Annotated in this window: 11 protein-coding genes and 1 riboswitch; of the genes, 3 read left to right on the forward strand and 8 right to left on the reverse strand. The window is 53.9% G+C overall.

The genetic code is table 11. The annotated features are described in order from the left end of the window. Positions 1-1412, forward strand: a 1412-nt coding sequence (locus ACLQ7H_RS24405) for a capsule assembly Wzi family protein (protein WP_411754899.1), incomplete at its 5' end; no start/stop codon positions are given. 62 nt (positions 1413-1474) lie between these two features. Here the strand turns inward: ACLQ7H_RS24405 and pgi are convergent. Further along, positions 1475-3121: a glucose-6-phosphate isomerase gene (gene pgi, locus ACLQ7H_RS24410; RefSeq protein WP_411754900.1), complete on the reverse strand. Its 1647-nt coding sequence runs from the start codon at positions 3119-3121 to the stop codon at positions 1475-1477. A 339-nt stretch (positions 3122-3460) separates the two neighbouring features. After that, positions 3461-3654, forward strand: a riboswitch (Lysine riboswitch). Between the two features lie 110 nt (positions 3655-3764). On the opposite strand from pgi, the gene lysC reads away from it, so the two are divergent. Both lysC and panS read left to right on the forward strand, forming a co-directional pair. Next, on the forward strand, positions 3765-5132 hold the full coding sequence (gene lysC, locus ACLQ7H_RS24415; RefSeq protein ID WP_411754901.1) for a lysine-sensitive aspartokinase 3: 1368 nt from the start codon (positions 3765-3767) through the stop codon (positions 5130-5132). 141 nt (positions 5133-5273) lie between these two features. After that, positions 5274-6194, forward strand: coding sequence for a ketopantoate/pantoate/pantothenate transporter PanS (panS, locus tag ACLQ7H_RS24420; protein ID WP_411754902.1), 921 nt, complete (start codon positions 5274-5276; stop codon positions 6192-6194). 65 nt (positions 6195-6259) lie between these two features. On the opposite strand, the gene ACLQ7H_RS24425 is transcribed toward panS, so the two are convergent. The 7 genes from ACLQ7H_RS24425 to ACLQ7H_RS24455 form a co-directional block, all read right to left on the reverse strand. Beyond that, on the reverse strand, positions 6260-6946 hold the full coding sequence (locus ACLQ7H_RS24425) for a fimbria/pilus chaperone family protein (RefSeq protein WP_411754903.1): 687 nt from the start codon (positions 6944-6946) through the stop codon (positions 6260-6262). Between the two features lie 45 nt (positions 6947-6991). After that, complete coding sequence (locus tag ACLQ7H_RS24430) at positions 6992-9340, reverse strand: fimbria/pilus outer membrane usher protein (protein ID WP_411754904.1); 2349 nt, start codon at positions 9338-9340, stop codon at positions 6992-6994. Between the two features lie 95 nt (positions 9341-9435). Beyond that, positions 9436-10080, reverse strand: a complete 645-nt coding sequence (locus ACLQ7H_RS24435) for a DUF1120 domain-containing protein (protein WP_411754905.1) — start codon at positions 10078-10080, stop codon at positions 9436-9438. Between the two features lie 66 nt (positions 10081-10146). Beyond that, a complete protein-coding gene (locus ACLQ7H_RS24440) occupies positions 10147-10788 on the reverse strand; it encodes a DUF1120 domain-containing protein (protein ID WP_411754906.1) in 642 nt (213 codons plus the stop codon). 174 nt (positions 10789-10962) lie between these two features. Then, a complete protein-coding gene (locus ACLQ7H_RS24445; RefSeq protein WP_411754907.1) occupies positions 10963-11616 on the reverse strand; it encodes a hypothetical protein in 654 nt (217 codons plus the stop codon). Between the two features lie 643 nt (positions 11617-12259). After that, positions 12260-13909 carry a Na/Pi cotransporter family protein gene (locus tag ACLQ7H_RS24450; RefSeq protein WP_411754908.1) on the reverse strand — a complete coding sequence of 550 codons (1650 nt, stop codon included), beginning with the start codon at positions 13907-13909 and terminating at the stop codon, positions 12260-12262. Between the two features lie 337 nt (positions 13910-14246). Continuing rightward, positions 14247-16295 (reverse strand): vitamin B12 dependent-methionine synthase activation domain-containing protein (locus tag ACLQ7H_RS24455; protein WP_411754909.1); only part of this gene is annotated, 2049 nt, incomplete at its 5' end.

Genomic DNA, 16295 nt, shown 5'->3' on the forward strand with positions numbered 1-16295 from the left:
TGGTCGCGGCAGGCCTTTTCACCTGTTCGTTTGCCAGCTACGCCGGCGGACTGGTGACTCCTGATAACGATCTGCGCAATGACCTCGCCTGGTTATCCGATCGCGGTGTGATTAACGTCAGCCTGTCGACCTGGCCGCTGAGTCAGGAAGAGATCAATTCGGTGCTGGCGCAGGCCAGGCCGGTGACCAACACCGAGAAAAACATCATTGACCGCGTACAACGCCGCGTTGGTGACTTAAAAGCCAATATTACCGTCAGTGGTTATACCTCAACCGACAAACCGGGCACGCCACAAGGCTTCGCACAGAATCAGTATGCCGACAGCAGCCTGACCATCGGCGCCGGTGCCAACGGTGAGTTCTGGGACGTGCGCCTGCAAGGTGCCGTGGAAGGCGATCAGCGCGTCTCTGATGGCTCCAAATTCAATATGAACGGCTCATACGGTGCCATCAAAGTGTGGAACCAGTGGCTGTCATTCGGTGAAGTCTCTCAATGGTGGGGCCCTGGCTATGACGGCAGCCTGATCCGTTCCGACGCGGCTCGCCCGGTGGCTGGTTTTATGCTGCAACGTGCCGATCAATCCCCGTTCGAAACGCCTTGGCTGTCCTGGATCGGTCGTTGGCAATATCAGCTCACCGCAGGCCAGTTGTCACAATATACTGCTGTTCCTGACACCAAACTGTTTGGTGGGCGTTTTACCATGATGCCAACCAATTTCCTGGAATTAGGGGCATCGCGTGTAATGATGTGGGGGGGAGAAGGCCGCCCACAATCCTGGAGCTCATTCTGGGATGCTTTATCAGGCAATGATAATACCGGCGACAAATATAATGACCCGGGTAACCAATTAGGCGGTTTCGATTTCAAACTTAAACTACAGCCTCTAATCGGCATGCCTGTCAGCCTGTATGGTCAAATCACGGGTGAAGATGAGGCTGGGATGTTGCCGTCTCACAACGCATATTTGATTGGATTAGAGGGGCATCCTGAGTGGGGCCCAACGACTATCAACTGGCATATCGAAGGGGCAGATACTCGCGCCAATGGCGAGTCTAATAACGTTATGTATACCCATTACGTTTACCGAGATGGCTACTATCAGCAAGGCTACCCTCTGGGCCACGCCATGGGTGGTGATGGGCAGATGTTATCTGGCCGCGTAGAGCTGGTGCTGGACGATGGCCAGCGTTGGAGTACTCGCCTGGTCTACGCCAAAGTGAACCCAAATAACCAGAACATCAATCAGGCATTCCCGAAATCCGACACGCTGAAAGGCATTCAGTTGGGCTGGGGTTACAACTTCGCCTCTAAAGTGAAGTTCGATACCAGCCTGTGGTACACCGATAACAATAACAGCACCGCCGATGACGTGGGTGCTGGTGTCAGCATGGCAGTACCGATCAATCTCTGATCCCTGTAGATGTCAAAAAACCCGCCGCGGCGGGTTTTTTATTGGTGGCAATGCAGGACAACTTAACGCCAGGCTTTAAAGCGATTGATTAAGCCGTTGGTTGAAGGGTCGTGGCTGGTCACCGCTTCTTTACCCGCCAGTTCCGGCAGAATACGGTTAGCCAGTTGTTTACCCAACTCTACGCCCCATTGGTCGAAGGTGAAGATGTTGAGGATCGCGCCTTGGGTGAAGATTTTGTGCTCATACAGGGCAATCAGGCTACCCAGGCTGAACGGGGTGATCTCACGCAGCAGGATGGAGTTGGTTGGGCGGTTGCCTTCAAAGACTTTGAATGGGGCAACATGCTTAACCTCTTCCTGCGTTTTACCCTGTGCGGCGAACTCTTCCTCAACCACGTCCAATGACTTACCAAACGCCAGCGCTTCCGTCTGTGCGAAGAAGTTCGACAGCAGTTTGGCGTGGTGGTCACTCAGTGGGTTATGACTGATGGCCGGAGCGATAAAGTCACAAGGCACCAACTTGGTCCCCTGATGGATCAACTGATAGAACGCATGCTGGCCGTTGGTGCCTGGTTCCCCCCAGATAATCGGGCCAGTCTGGTAATCTACCGGGTTGCCGTTACGGTCAACGTATTTACCGTTAGACTCCATGTTGCCCTGCTGGAAATAAGCGGCAAAACGATGCATATACTGGTCGTACGGCAGGATCGCTTCGGTTTCTGCGCCGAAGAAATTGTTGTACCAGATGCCGATCAGCGCCAACAACACCGGCAGGTTTTGCTCGGCAGGCGTCTGGGCAAAGTGCTTGTCCATCTCATGTGCGCCGCTCAGCAACTGCTCGAAGTTTTCAAAGCCCAAAGACAGCGCGATAGACAGGCCGATCGCCGACCACAGAGAGTAACGGCCACCGACCCAATCCCAGAACTCGAACATATTGTCGGTGTCGATACCAAACTCGGCCACCGCTTTACCGTTGGTAGACAGCGCGGCGAAGTGTTTCGCAACATGCTGCTGATCGCCAGCGGTGCTCAGGAACCAGTCGCGCGCGCTGAGGGCGTTGGTCATGGTTTCCTGGGTAGTGAAGGTTTTAGACGCTACCAGGAACAGCGTAGTCGCCGGATCCAACGGTTTTAACGTTTCGGCGATGTGGGTGCCGTCCACGTTGGAGACAAAGTGCATGTTCAGGTGGTTTTTATAGGGGCGCAGCGCTTCGGTCGCCATATAAGGGCCGAGGTCTGAGCCACCGATACCGATGTTGACCACGTCGGTAATCGGTTTGCCGGTGTAACCTTTCCAGTCACCGCCAATAACGCGGTCGCAGAACTGCTTCATCTTCGCCAGCACCGCATTGACTTCCGGCATCACGTCCTTGCCATCAACGATGATTGGCGTGTTGCTACGGTTACGCAGGGCAACATGCAACACTGCACGATCTTCGGTACGGTTGATTTTCTCACCGGAGAACATCGATTTGATCGCGCTTTGCAGGTCGGTTTCTTTCGCCAGTGCCTGCAGCTTTTCCAGGGTTTCTGCGGTAATGCGGTTTTTGGAATAATCCACCAGCATCTGATCGTTGAAAGTGGCAGAGAACTTGGAGAAACGCTCACTATCCTGAGCAAACAGGTCACGGATCTGGACGTCTTTCATTTGATCGAAATGGTGCTGCAGGGCTTGCCAAGCAGCGGTTTGACTAGGATTGATATTTTTCATAGCGGCGCTCTTATGCTTGAGAATGAATTATGAGGTGATGGAGCGATTGTAGCCTGTTCGCCTGTGATTATGATCTCTTTTCTTGCGATAGGCGCTAACTCTTAGACCGCCACACCCCATTTTTACCTTTCCACAACAATCAGCCGTGACTTCAGCTAACAGCCTGTTATCACTACGCTAAGGTTTACCCCAAATCACGCTTTTTCGCTCAGTGAAACGCCGACAATATGCAGAGGTTCTGCCCCCTTCTGGGGCCAGATGAAAATCCCTCAGCGTCTGCCCGTTGACAGCAGCGCTCAAACCCGTTATTCCTAATCACCTACTTGCACATCCACTGTGCAAGCCAGAAGAGGCGCGTCGCCCAGGTAGAGTGTCAGAGGAGCCAATATCCGATGACGGCACTGGAGGGGGAGCGACGCCGAGGCGAGATGCTTATGGCAACCATCACGTCGGCTACAGGGGCTGAATCCCCTGAGTTGTCACCATGGGCTGCTCTGTATGAGCAGTCAGCAAGGTGGGGCGCTTCTGGGTGTATCGTAGCCTCAACCTCTACGCCTGCTCCCTGTTTACCGCTCTTCCCTTGTGCCAAGGCTTATGGAAATAAAATGCCAATTTGAATGGCGTCCCTGACACGAGGTTTTACATGACTCAAACAGCACCGCAAAACGCAACCGTAGTAGCCAAATTCGGCGGCACCAGCGTGGCCGATTTCGATGCGATGAACCGCAGCGCCGACGTAGTACTCTCCAATCCCGATGTCCGTTTAGTGGTTCTCTCCGCCTCTGCCGGTATCACCAACCTGTTGGTGGCCCTGGCCGACGGTTGCGAAGCCGAAAAACGCAACGAACAGCTGGCTGAAATCCGCCGTATTCAATATGCCATTCTCGATCGCCTCGATAATCCGACGGTGGTTCGCGAAGAAATCGACCGCATTCTGGAAAATATCACCACGCTGTCGGAAGCCGCTGCGCTGGCCACCTCTGCCGCACTGACCGATGAACTGGTCAGCCATGGCGAGCTGATGTCTACCCTGCTGTTTGTGGAAATTCTGCGCGGCCGTAAGGTACAGGCAGAATGGTTCGACGTACGTAAAGTGATGCGTACCGACGACCATTTCGGCCGTGCCGTGCCGGACAGCGCCGCACTGACCGAGTTGGCCCAAACCCTGTTGAAGCCGCGCCTGCAACAAGCGTTGGTGATCACCCAGGGCTTTATCGGCTGCGAACCCAAAGGCCGCACCACTACGCTGGGCCGTGGTGGCAGTGACTACACGGCAGCCCTGTTGGGTGAAGCGCTCAGCGTCAGCCGCGTGGATATCTGGACCGACGTACCGGGTATTTATACCACCGACCCACGCGTGGTGCCTGCCGCCAAACGTATCGATAAAATTGCCTTTGAAGAAGCGGCGGAAATGGCCACCTTCGGTGCCAAGGTACTGCACCCGGCCACCCTGCTACCTGCCGTGCGCAGTGATATCCCGGTCTTTGTCGGTTCGAGCAAAGATCCTGCCGCTGGCGGCACGCTGGTATGCAATACCACAGAAAACCCGCCGCTGTTCCGTGCGCTGGCCTTGCGCCGCAAGCAAACCCTGCTGACGCTGCACAGCCTGAACATGTTGCACGCACGCGGCTTCCTGGCCGAGGTGTTCAACATTCTGGCCCGTCATAATATTTCGGTCGATCTGATCACGACCTCCGAAGTCAGCGTGGCATTGACCATGGATACCACTGGCTCTACGACCACCGGCGGCAGCCTGTTAACCACCTCTCTGCTCACCGAGCTTTCCTCACTGTGTCGGGTGGAAGTGGAAGAGAATCTGGCTTTGGTCGCCCTGATCGGCAACAAGCTGTCACAGGCTTGCGGCGTCGGTAAAGAGGTGTTCGGCGTGCTGGATCCGTTCAATATCCGCATGATCTGTTACGGGGCCAGCAGCTATAACCTGTGCTTCCTGGTGCCGGGCGATGATGCGGAGCGAGTAGTACAAACGCTGCATCACAATCTGTTTGAATAACTCCCCCAAAGGCGCAGTGCAGTATTGCTACTGCGCCCAACCTCCAATAATCTGTTTATAACCTATAGAGGCTCAGCGCACTGGGCCCACCACAACACACACCACCACCTTCCGTTCAATTGGCTAAGGATAACCCCTCTCATGCTGGCAAAAATCACACGCTTATTCCCATTATGGGCCGTGCTGCTCTCCATTGCGGCCTACTACACCCCGTCAACCTTTACCGGTATCAGCCCTTACGTCAGTACGTTGCTGATGCTGATCATGTTTGCCATGGGCGTCACCCTGCGCCTGGATGACTTCAAGCGCGTGCTGTCGCGCCCCGGCCCGGTAGCGGCGGGGATCTTCCTGCATTACCTGATCATGCCGCTGGCCGCCTGGCTATTGGCGATGCTGTTCCGTATGCCGCCGGATCTCTCTGCCGGTATGGTGCTGGTAGGTAGCGTTGCCAGCGGCACGGCCTCCAACGTGATGATCTATCTGGCGAAAGGCGATGTCGCCCTGTCGGTGACCATTTCAGCCGTTTCTACGCTGGTTGGCGTTTTTGCCACCCCACTGCTGACACGACTGTATGTCGATGCCGAAATCAGCGTGGATATCATGGGGATGTTATTTAGCATTCTGCAGATCGTGGTGATCCCGATTGGACTGGGCCTGATCGTCCACCACAGCTTCACCAAAACCGTCAAACGGGTTGAGCCTTATCTGCCAGCCCTGTCGATGGTCTGTATTGTGGCGATCATCAGTGCGGTGGTCGCGGGTAGCCAGAGCCATATTGCCTCGGTGGGCTTTGTGGTGATCATCGCGGTGATCCTGCATAACAGCATCGGGCTGCTCGGGGGCTATTGGGGAGGAAAAATGCTCGGGTTCGACGAATCTACCTGCCGTACGCTGGCTATTGAAGTCGGTATGCAAAACTCCGGGCTGGCGGCAACGCTGGGTAAGATCTACTTCTCACCGCTGGCCGCACTGCCGGGTGCGCTGTTCTCGGTGTGGCACAACCTGTCCGGTTCACTGCTGGCAGGTTACTGGTCTGGCCGCCCGATCAAGAAACAGGATTAATCCCCCACCAGCGATAACGCCCGATATTCTGGCGGCCCTGTTCAGGGCCGCCACGCTATACAACCTTATTTCACTGGTAACGTGATATCCGCCTGTTTAAAACCATAACGGCCCAGCGGAGTCATGCCCACGGAGGTCACCTTGCCCGACACGGTTACTTTCTTTTCCTCACCCGACATCAGATAGTAATTCTCCAGCAGCACAACTTGCTTTGAGGGTAACAGAGTCAGTTGTGGGGCTAAACGCATCACATGCAATCCATTGTTCTTCACCACCAAGGTCGTCCCTACCTGGCTCAACTGCAAATCCTCCCAAGGGGTTTTGCTCACCGCCACCGCTTTCGGTTGTATAATCAGCCCAATGCTCTGGCGTACCGGGATACGTGCACTGTTGTCCACCGCCTGGCCCACACCTTCAAAAGACGCTTTCAGCATCACCTCATGAGGTAACACCGCCCCCTGTTTCAGCACAAAGTTCACCTGCTGACTCTGCCCGGCGTCGATCCGGGAAATCGGCGGCGAAATCAGTACCATTTTACTAAAGGTTTTCCCATCTAGATCTTCAACCTTAGTCGCCAACAAAATCGGCTCAGAGGTGGTGTTCTTGATACTAAAGGTAGTCCGCCCGGTACTTTCCTCTAGCACTATCCCCATACTTTCCAGCTGGAAAGCAGCCTGGGCACATGACATCCCCCCCGCAATCAGTAAAAGACTACCGACTACTCGGCCAACTAACCCTGTCGTACTATTCATATTTCATCCTGTTTCGTTAAGTTCGATTGTTGGTGCCATGGCGGCCTATTGGCAGACAGCATCCCGCTCTTCATACAATACCAACGGGTCAAACTCCGCCGGTACGTCATAACTCACCCGACATTCATTCATATTGACGCGACGCACGCGCAAAACCTTGCCAATATCTTCATTCACCAGCATGAGGTTACCGTCAGCAATCAAGGTGCCCAACAGTTGCCCTTTCTCATCATGCACAGACGACCCCGTGGGTAAGACATCTCCCTGCGCATCACGCAAGGTCAGTAATAATTGACGAACCTCGGTGACCCGGAATCGCCTTGTCGCCACGGTGCCGCGCGCCAGCTCCATCTCCAAAGCCGTGCTGTCCAGCCGCAGGTTCAACGGTAATGACAAGGTATCTATTTGCGCCTTTAGCGGCATATAGGGCGTGGCCGAGGGCAATAACACGTTACCGGCAAAATCAGTGATGCCATCACCCGCCCCTGTCACCCTGGCACCAGACTGCCCTGGCACGCTCACCACCACCAACGTATCGCCCGCCCGCTGAGGTGACGTCACCCAGATATTGTTGGCGACTCCCAGCGACCCCGAAGAGACCAAAGACTGTGAGGAGCTACCCTGGCTAGAGCGCGATGCCCCCAGCGACAAACGGGTATAGGCGGTATTCCCGCTCAGGTTTCCGCTGGTCTGATACTCGCCGCGACTATCGCGGCCGATATCCATATAACCATTTAACGGCCCTCCGCCGATGGCCCCCTGCCAACTGCTTCCCAGCGTCATCTGGTTGTTCCTGCGCAATTGCAGGCGGCTGTTAACGCTCCCCCCTCCAAGCGGTAAACTTATCCCGGCATAGACGGCAGGCCGCTCACGGGAAGAGGATTGCACATTCAGGCTCAACGTCGCCGACCCCAGCCTTTTGCTGTAGGCTAGTGTATGGACCCAGTTGGCCGTGCTGTTGTGGTAATACCGTTCATGCGACAAGCTGTAGGCAAACGCTCCCCATGCCAAGGTATTCCAAGATAGGGCAAGCCCCCCCGTATAATGCAACCGTGAGTCCGCACTCTTTTCTGCCCTCCGCACTGGCTGGCGCAATGACTCATCCGTTTCCCGAAATCCCAGGGTTCGATACTGTGAAGTCAGGGATAACGAAAAGCTTGGGCTCACAGCCAACTGCCCTTGCATATCCAGTTGAACCCCCTGCTGCTGCCCTCGGCTGTACACGGTATTAGCGGATAGCCAATTCCCCAGCCCATCGCCAAAACTCCCCTGCCAGGCCATTCGCTGGTATTTTGCCGCAGCCATCCCACCGATCCCCATCTGCCGGCTACTGCTTAAACTGACCCTTTTCTCTCCCATCAGCAGCGCTGGCGGGGAAACACCTTCTTGCTGCCCACCGTAGGTACGATAACGCCCCAGGGCAAGTTGATAACCACCTTGCCGGTCCTGATCATCACCGAGGCCCGGCGTCACGGTAAAACGCTGTTGAACCCCCTCGGCATCGGTAACAATGACCTCCGTTTCCACTCCGGTTACTGCCTGGCCCAGGCTGTCCAGGATGAAAGGACCGGCAGGTAACAGTGTGCGATACACCACCTGTCCACGCTGCTTGACCTCCACCGTCGCCTGGCTTGATACACTACCTTGTAAGGGAACTGCTAACGTCGCACGAGCAAGCTGGAAACGTTCACTGGACAGCTGTAAACCGGTAATAGGTAGCCCACCGCTTAACGTCCCACCAGCACTAAACTCCCCCACCTGTACTAACGCTCCCCAGTTCGGAAAATCCCGCGTTGCCGAGGTCTCATACACATCCAGTTGACTGCCAAACTCACTCTTGCTGTAACTGGAACGGTTTCGGAGCACCCAGTTGCCAAGATTCAGGCTTGGCTCCAACATGCTCTGCCACGATTGCTGATTGCCATAACGCCCCTGCATGCGGTTACCGTACAGATCATAATTCAGCAGTACGGCATAGCCTCCACGCAGTTCGCTACGCAGTTTGTCCGGATCAAAAGCCTCTTCGGGCAAGGTGATCTCCACGCGGAAAGTGCCAGGAAATACCCGTATCTGTGCCCGTGGCCAATATGATTGAATATTTTCGCAGTCGCCAAGAGGCGTGGTCAGATGCAAACGCAGCATTTCGGCTAAATGCGCATCCAGGCACAGTTCCCCGTCTTGCCCAAAACGCACGTCTTCCTGATAGCGTTGCGCAGCATTCACCTCCAGCGCAACCCGGTGAACGCCTGGCAAAAAACGTGATGTCGAAAAGAACTCTGCAATATCAGCGTGATACCCCAGCTGCTCAAGGGTCTTTACATCAAATCCGGCCGCTCCCGCACGCGCCATCAGCAGGGCCGACAACACCCACGCCACCGATGCCTTTTGCCTCATGGGCGATTCTATTCCCTTGATTGCCCGACCTGCGTCGACACAAATAGAGGGGGATCCCCCCCTCTCAATTAGCGTCAGACATGACCTTTAGAGATTTACAGCCCGAAGCCAAACTCCATGGTGGCAGAGCCGTCCAGGTTGGTATCTTCACCGAGGGTGCCGTTCATATCACTTTTTCCCGCCAAGTGAGCTTGAGCCGACATACTGAATGTGAAGTCTTTGCCGACAGCCAACTCATTCACACCAGAGGCCGGTGCCCAGCCAAAGCGTTTGCCCTGCTCAATAAACTTGGCGCTTTCCATCGTTTGGATAGATCCCTCCGACGCCTGAAGCAGCTTGCTAGCTACCCCATCCACAGTCGGCTCACTTAAATTTAAATAGTAAAAACCCAGTTTCCCGGTTCCATTAACATTACCAAGACCAAAACCCCGCTTTCCAGTATTGTAACTGGCGGTGCCCAACCGATTGTCTGTCGTAGTGAACGTCAATGCCGTAGGCGCACTACACTTCACACGCACACCTCCCTGGTCTTTAGTACCGAGTAAAGAGCTACTGTCCTCTTTCACCATCGATTGACTGATTTTGCCAAAATCAAACACGCCATTATTCGTCATCGTCACTTCACAGGTTGCCGTCGTTATTTCACCAATAACCTTGATCTCGGCACTTTCTGACGCTAGCGTCGCGGCAGAAAGCAGTAACGATGAAACAGCCGTTAATGTCAGTAGATTTTTTTTCATCTAATATATGTCCTTATGTATATCCATCCCCTGAATATCAGGAGGCGTATTTATCCGTAATAAAAATCAGAGCGCGTAACTAAAGTTCAGCGTGGCGGAACCATCCAACTTGGTGCTATCCGTAATAGGGCCACCCATCTCTTTTGACGAGGCCAACACCGGTTCCACCATCAGGAATGCTTGGAAATTTTTACCACTCGCTTGAGCATTTTCCGAATTTGCCCAGCCGGTAACCTTATCTTTGTCTACCAAAACTTCCATTGATGATGAAAGTGAAGTGCTACCTTTAGATGCGCTGTAGACAGATACGCCAACCCTATCAACGGTGGCAGCTATCAGTCTCATTTTGTAATAGCCTAACTTACCGGTGCCGTTCACATTGCCGAGGCCAAAATGAGTACTCTCGACCGTACTGGCAGTGCCTGCACGATTATCAATGGCGCTAAAGTTCAGGAAGGTATCAGCTTCACATTCAACATTTATAGCAGCAGCAATTTCTTTCATTGGGGTAGACTTGGACGTTTCAATGACAGCATTTGAGATTTTACCCAAATCAAAGACGCCATTCTTTGCTAATGAAACCTGACAGGAAGGAATGGCCAAATGCCCTTTCACTGAGAGCTCAGATGACATAGCCGCCGCCATTGCGCCACCCATGCTCATCATCATGGCTGCAACCACAGCACCTGAAACAATTGTTTTTTTCATAAAATATCCATATCGTTTTTTGAATAAAACCCACACCCATTCTTAGGCGCAGGCAAGACCGGAGAGCAATAAATGCCCCCTTTTTATTTTATTACCACGCAGGCGTTACCTACCTTGCAGCAATAATAAAAATCACCTCCCTATCAACAAAGAGAAAATAAATAAGATGCGTATTTATATACCGAAAGCAAAATCCAGCGTCACTGAACCATCCAATGATACGGCTTCCGTCGCGACATTTTCAGGGATAGTCAGCTGTGGAGACACCGTAATATCCAGAGAGAATACCCTTCCTGCCGGTGCTAAGCGCGTTATCTGCGATACATTATCTGGTATCAACCAACGGGTGCGCTTGCCGGGAAGCAGTGACGAGATGCCAGCCTGTGACATCGGTTGCCCGACCGTTTTTGACCTGACAGCCACTCGATCAACCCGGGAGTTACTTATGCCAAGCATGTATTTCCCAAGCGTCTGGGAGTCACGCCTTCCAAGGCTAAAATAGGCCCCGCCCATATTACCGCCAGCCCAGGCTCGGTTATCTTCTGGGATAATATCCAGATAGGCCGCGCTGCCACACCTCACTCGCCAGGATTGCGTCATTGCGGGCAAAGTCATCGGGCCATTTAATCTGCTTGGCCAGCGAATTTTCCCAAAATCATACACCCCATTATTGGGCGCAATGATCTCACAACGGGACGGTTCTATTTCCCCTGCAACCTTAATCTCTACAGAAGGCAGCCCCGCTAAACACCCTGTCGATAATAACACTGTAGATCTCATCATCCATTTGAGCACCTGAATATTCAGTGGACCACCTCCATTTGACACCTACCGTTCCATTCCAAAAGAAATATTACGTTCAAAACCAAAACGCCTTGCCATATTAATGAAGAAAGAGTCTAGCAAGTTCATGCTTAAATTTAAAAGCACTTCCAAACCACAAAATGGGAAACGCAAATGAAACATTAACTTACAAAGCATTAATTGACATTAAATTAAATTACAAGTCAGTGAGTGGGCAGATCTTAAGACTAATAAAAGCAATAAATTAGATATTTAGCTCTGTGGATGCCGATATTTTAAAAATGACTAACTAATTAAAAATTAGCTCATAGACTACACCAACATTAGGCACACCTAATCGAGCACTACATTACGGGTTTAAAAATCTTAAAATTAAAATTTATTCCAGACACCGACTGGGGGATAACCTCCGTCAATGTTAAGATTAGGACTATATATTAAGATTTGGACTATAAGATTTGGACTGTATATTAAGATTTGGACAATATGTGAGAAGGGAGATAACAAGCGGTGAAAGCCTGATATATAATCAGGAAGAGTTAAACTATAGTCTACAGCCCCTACAATAAGGTAGAGGCCATGTGCCAGGTGAGAAGACCCCCACTACCTCACCCAGCCTTGAGGTCATTTTTCCTGTTGCCCGTGATTGATCGTTAACGCCCCTGGATTAAGGCCTACCAGACATTTCCCCCCAGTCACGGTCGTCGTCTTTCTCGTCCTGGTCCAGCGCGTTATAGGCCACTGCGCAAAACAGCGAGTTAAGCCGCTTCATATCCCCCAACAGCGCAAGATGCAGCGAACTGGTTTCGATACTCTGCACGTTTTGCTGATGCAGGCGATCGACGTGCGCATGGGCATAGCGACGATCCAGGATGCGGAAACGGTGCTTGGAACGACGTAACCGCTTGGCACTGGTGACATCACCGGAGAGAAACACCGACAGGCTAAGGCGTAGATTGTCGGTCAACTTTTCATGCAGTTGGTCCAGTTCGGCTAGCCCTTCGGCAGAGAACGAGCTGTGCGCACCATGCGACTGATCCGCCACGTCACTAGCCATACGTTCGATGATATCGCCGGCCTGCTCCAGGTTGAGAGCCATTTCGATGATCTCCGCCCAGCGGCGCGAATCCGCCTCCCCCAGGTCTTCCTTCTGGATCTGCGCCAGGTAAAGCTTGATGGCGGTGTACAACACATGGACATCATCGTCCAGACGGCGAACTTCTTTGGCCTGGATGCGCTTACCATGCAATACCTCATGGTGCAGGATCATCATATGTTCAACCACATCCCCCATCCGCAGGGTTTCGCGCGCCGCATTGGCCAGCGCCAAACTTGGCGTATCCAGAGCGCTGACGTCAAGGTAGCGTGGCCGCAAACGGGGATCTTCTGTAGGAGCATCGACGATCCACGTTTCGCACAGGCGCGCCATCGGCCCTGACAACGGTACCTGTAGCAGACAACGCACCAGGTTGTAGAACATGTGGAAATAGATCACCAGCTCTTCTGCATTACCCGGCAGCCGCTCAATACCGTGCGCAATCAGGGAAACAAACGGCAGCACCAGCGCACTACCCAACAGTTTGAACAACAGGCTACCCAAGGCTACGCGGCGGCCTGCGGCATTCTGGCCGCTGGTGTTAAGCATCACCAACAGCCCGCTGCCCAGGTTGGCACCGATCACCAGGCACAGCGCCACCTGTAGAGAAATCACTCCCGAAGCGGTCAACGTCGCGGTCAATAACACCGCCGCCAGGCTGGAATAGCTGATAATGGCAAACAGGGCTCCGATCAGCGCATCGAGCATCACGTCACCGGTCAGCGACGAGAAGATCACTTTAACGCCATAGCCCTGAGTGATCGGCGTTGCGGCGGCCACAATCAGCTCCAGCGCCAACACGATCAGGCCAAGACCAATAGCGACGCGCCCCATCTGGCCAACACGAGTTTGCTTACGGCTGAGGAATAAAATCACGCCGACAAAAATCAGCAGCGGCGAAAGCCAGGAGAGATTGAACGTCAGCACGCGCGCCATGATCGCCGTACCAACATCGGCCCCCAGCATAATCACCAAGGCAGGCCCAAGTCCAACCAGCCCTTGCGCCACAAAAGAAGAAACCAGCAACGCCGTTGCATTACTGCTTTGTACCAACGCGGTTACACCGATACCTGCTACAAAGGCCAGCGGCTTTTTCTCGATACTGCTGCTCAGGACCTGACGTAAATTGGCACCATAGACCCGCATAATGCCGGTACGGACGATGTGGGTTCCCCACACCAGCATGGCAATGGCAGAAAGCAAATTAAGAAGGGTCAACACGGAAGGCTTGCTCCATAGACGCCCGGCAGGCACCACAGACTATCCCACCTGCCAGACGCCAGTTAAGCAGGACAGCGGCAATGTGCTTTGTGCTATCGAAAAGGTATAGTCAAGAGGGAGAGTTCACCGTGCCACTGTCAATCATTGCGACAGCGAAATCATGCAACTACCCGTAAAGCAACAGTTTATCATTGTAGCCCACTTTCATCATCAACGGGGAGTCAATCGCCCGGCGCTCGATTCGGCCGATCAGTCAACCGGAAAATAACCGGGACGAGGTTAAACTCGCCCCGCCAGGTGGACAGCACCACGGCTTGAAACACCGCAGATATCGCCATTAATCCGCATCGTATCCCAGATTCGGGGCCAGCCAGCGCTCTACGTCACCGATCTTCATCCCCTTACGCTGCGCGTAGTCTTCTACCTGATCGCGCTGGATCTGTGCCACGGCAAAGTACTTGCTCTGTGGATGGCTGAAATACCAGCCGGATACCGCTGCCCCAGGCCACATGGCGAAGGATTCGGTCAGTTCCATGCCGGTATGGAGGTTAACGTCCAGCAACTGCCAGATCTCCGCTTTTTCGGTATGCTCAGGGCAAGCAGGATAGCCGGGGGCCGGGCGAATGCCTTGATAATTCTCACGGATCAGCTCTTCGTTACTCAGATTTTCATCGGCGGCAAAGCCCCAGTGCAGCTTACGCACCTGCTCGTGCAGATATTCGGCAAAGGCCTCCGCCAGACGATCGGATAACGCTTTGACCATGATCTTGTTGTAATCATCATGTTTGGCGTCATAAGCCACAGCCAATGCATCTTCCTCCAGCCCGCCCGTGACCGCGAATGCGCCAAAGTAGTCGGCTTTGCCGCTGCTTTTCGGGGCCACAAAGTCGGCCAGACAGTAGTTCGGGAATTCGGTTTTTTCCGTTTGCTGACGCAGATGACGGCTGACCACCAGCACCTCTTCACGGCTTTCATCCCGGTAGACTTCCACATCATCCCCGGCCCGGTTGGCCGGGAACAGGCCGTAGACGCCACGCGGGTTGAGGGTGCCGGTAGCGGCCAGCATATCCAGCATTTCGTTGGCATCCTGGAACAGGCGCTTGGCTTCTTCCCCTACCACTTCATCTTCCAGAATGCGCGGATACTTGCCCGCCAGCGACCAGGTCATAAAGAACGGCGTCCAGTCGATATAGTGGCGCAGCGTGTTAATACTGGCCTCAACCGGGAACACCCCCAGCTTGTTCGGCACCGGCGGCTGGTAGTTTTCCCAATCCAGTGCCATAGCGTTATCCCGCGCCTGTTGCAGGCTGACCGGCGGCGTACGCGGCTTTTTACGCCCATGCTGGATACGCACGGTTTCGTACTCTTTGCGGGTGCGGGCGACAAACTCGTCCCGCTGAGTGTCTGACAACAGCGCCGCAACTACGCCAACGGTACGCGAGGCGTTCTGCACGTAGGTCGTCGAGCCACTGTAGTTCTGCTCAATCTTCACCGCGGTATGAGCTTTGGAGGTAGTCGCCCCGCCGATCAGCAGCGGTAGGGTAAAGCCTTGGCGCTCCATCTCTTTTGCCACGTTCACCATTTCGTCCAGTGACGGGGTGATCAGGCCAGACAGACCGATAATATCCACCTTCTGTTCGCGGGCGGTTTTCAGGATCTTGTCCGTCGGTACCATTACGCCCAGATCGATAATTTCGTAGTTGTTACATTGCAGCACCACGCCAACGATGTTTTTGCCGATGTCGTGCACATCGCCCTTCACCGTCGCCAGCAGAATTTTCCCGGCGGTGGTGCCCTTCTGTTTGCTGGCCTCAATGTAAGGTTCGAGATAGGCCACCGCCTGCTTCATCACGCGGGCCGATTTCACCACCTGCGGCAGGAACATTTTGCCCTCGCCGAACAGGTCACCGACCACGTTCATGCCGGCCATCAGCGGCCCTTCGATCACTTCGATCGGGCGATCCGCCTGCTGGCGCGCTTCTTCGGTGTCTAACTCGATAAATTCGGTAATGCCTTTGACCAGCGAATACTCCAGACGCTTCCCTACCGGCCAGCCGCGCCATTCGGCCTGCTGCACCGCCACTTCATTGTCTTTGCTGCCACGGTATTTCTCCGCCAGTTCCAACAGGCGCTCGGTGCCATCCTGACGGCGGTTGAGTACCACATCCTCAACGGCTTCACGCAGTTCAGTGCTGAGATCGTCATAGATCGCCAACTGCCCGGCGTTGACGATCCCCATATCCATGCCGTTGCGAATAGCGTGATACAGGAACACCGCGTGGATCGCTTCACGCACCGGATCGTTGCCACGGAACGAGAAGGAGACGTTGGACACGCCGCCGGAGATCATCGCGTGCGGCAGGTGGGTTTTGATGTCGGCGCAGGC

This window comes from Serratia sp. (in: enterobacteria) (genome assembly GCF_046715635.1).
GTDB lineage: Bacteria > Pseudomonadota > Gammaproteobacteria > Enterobacterales > Enterobacteriaceae > Chania.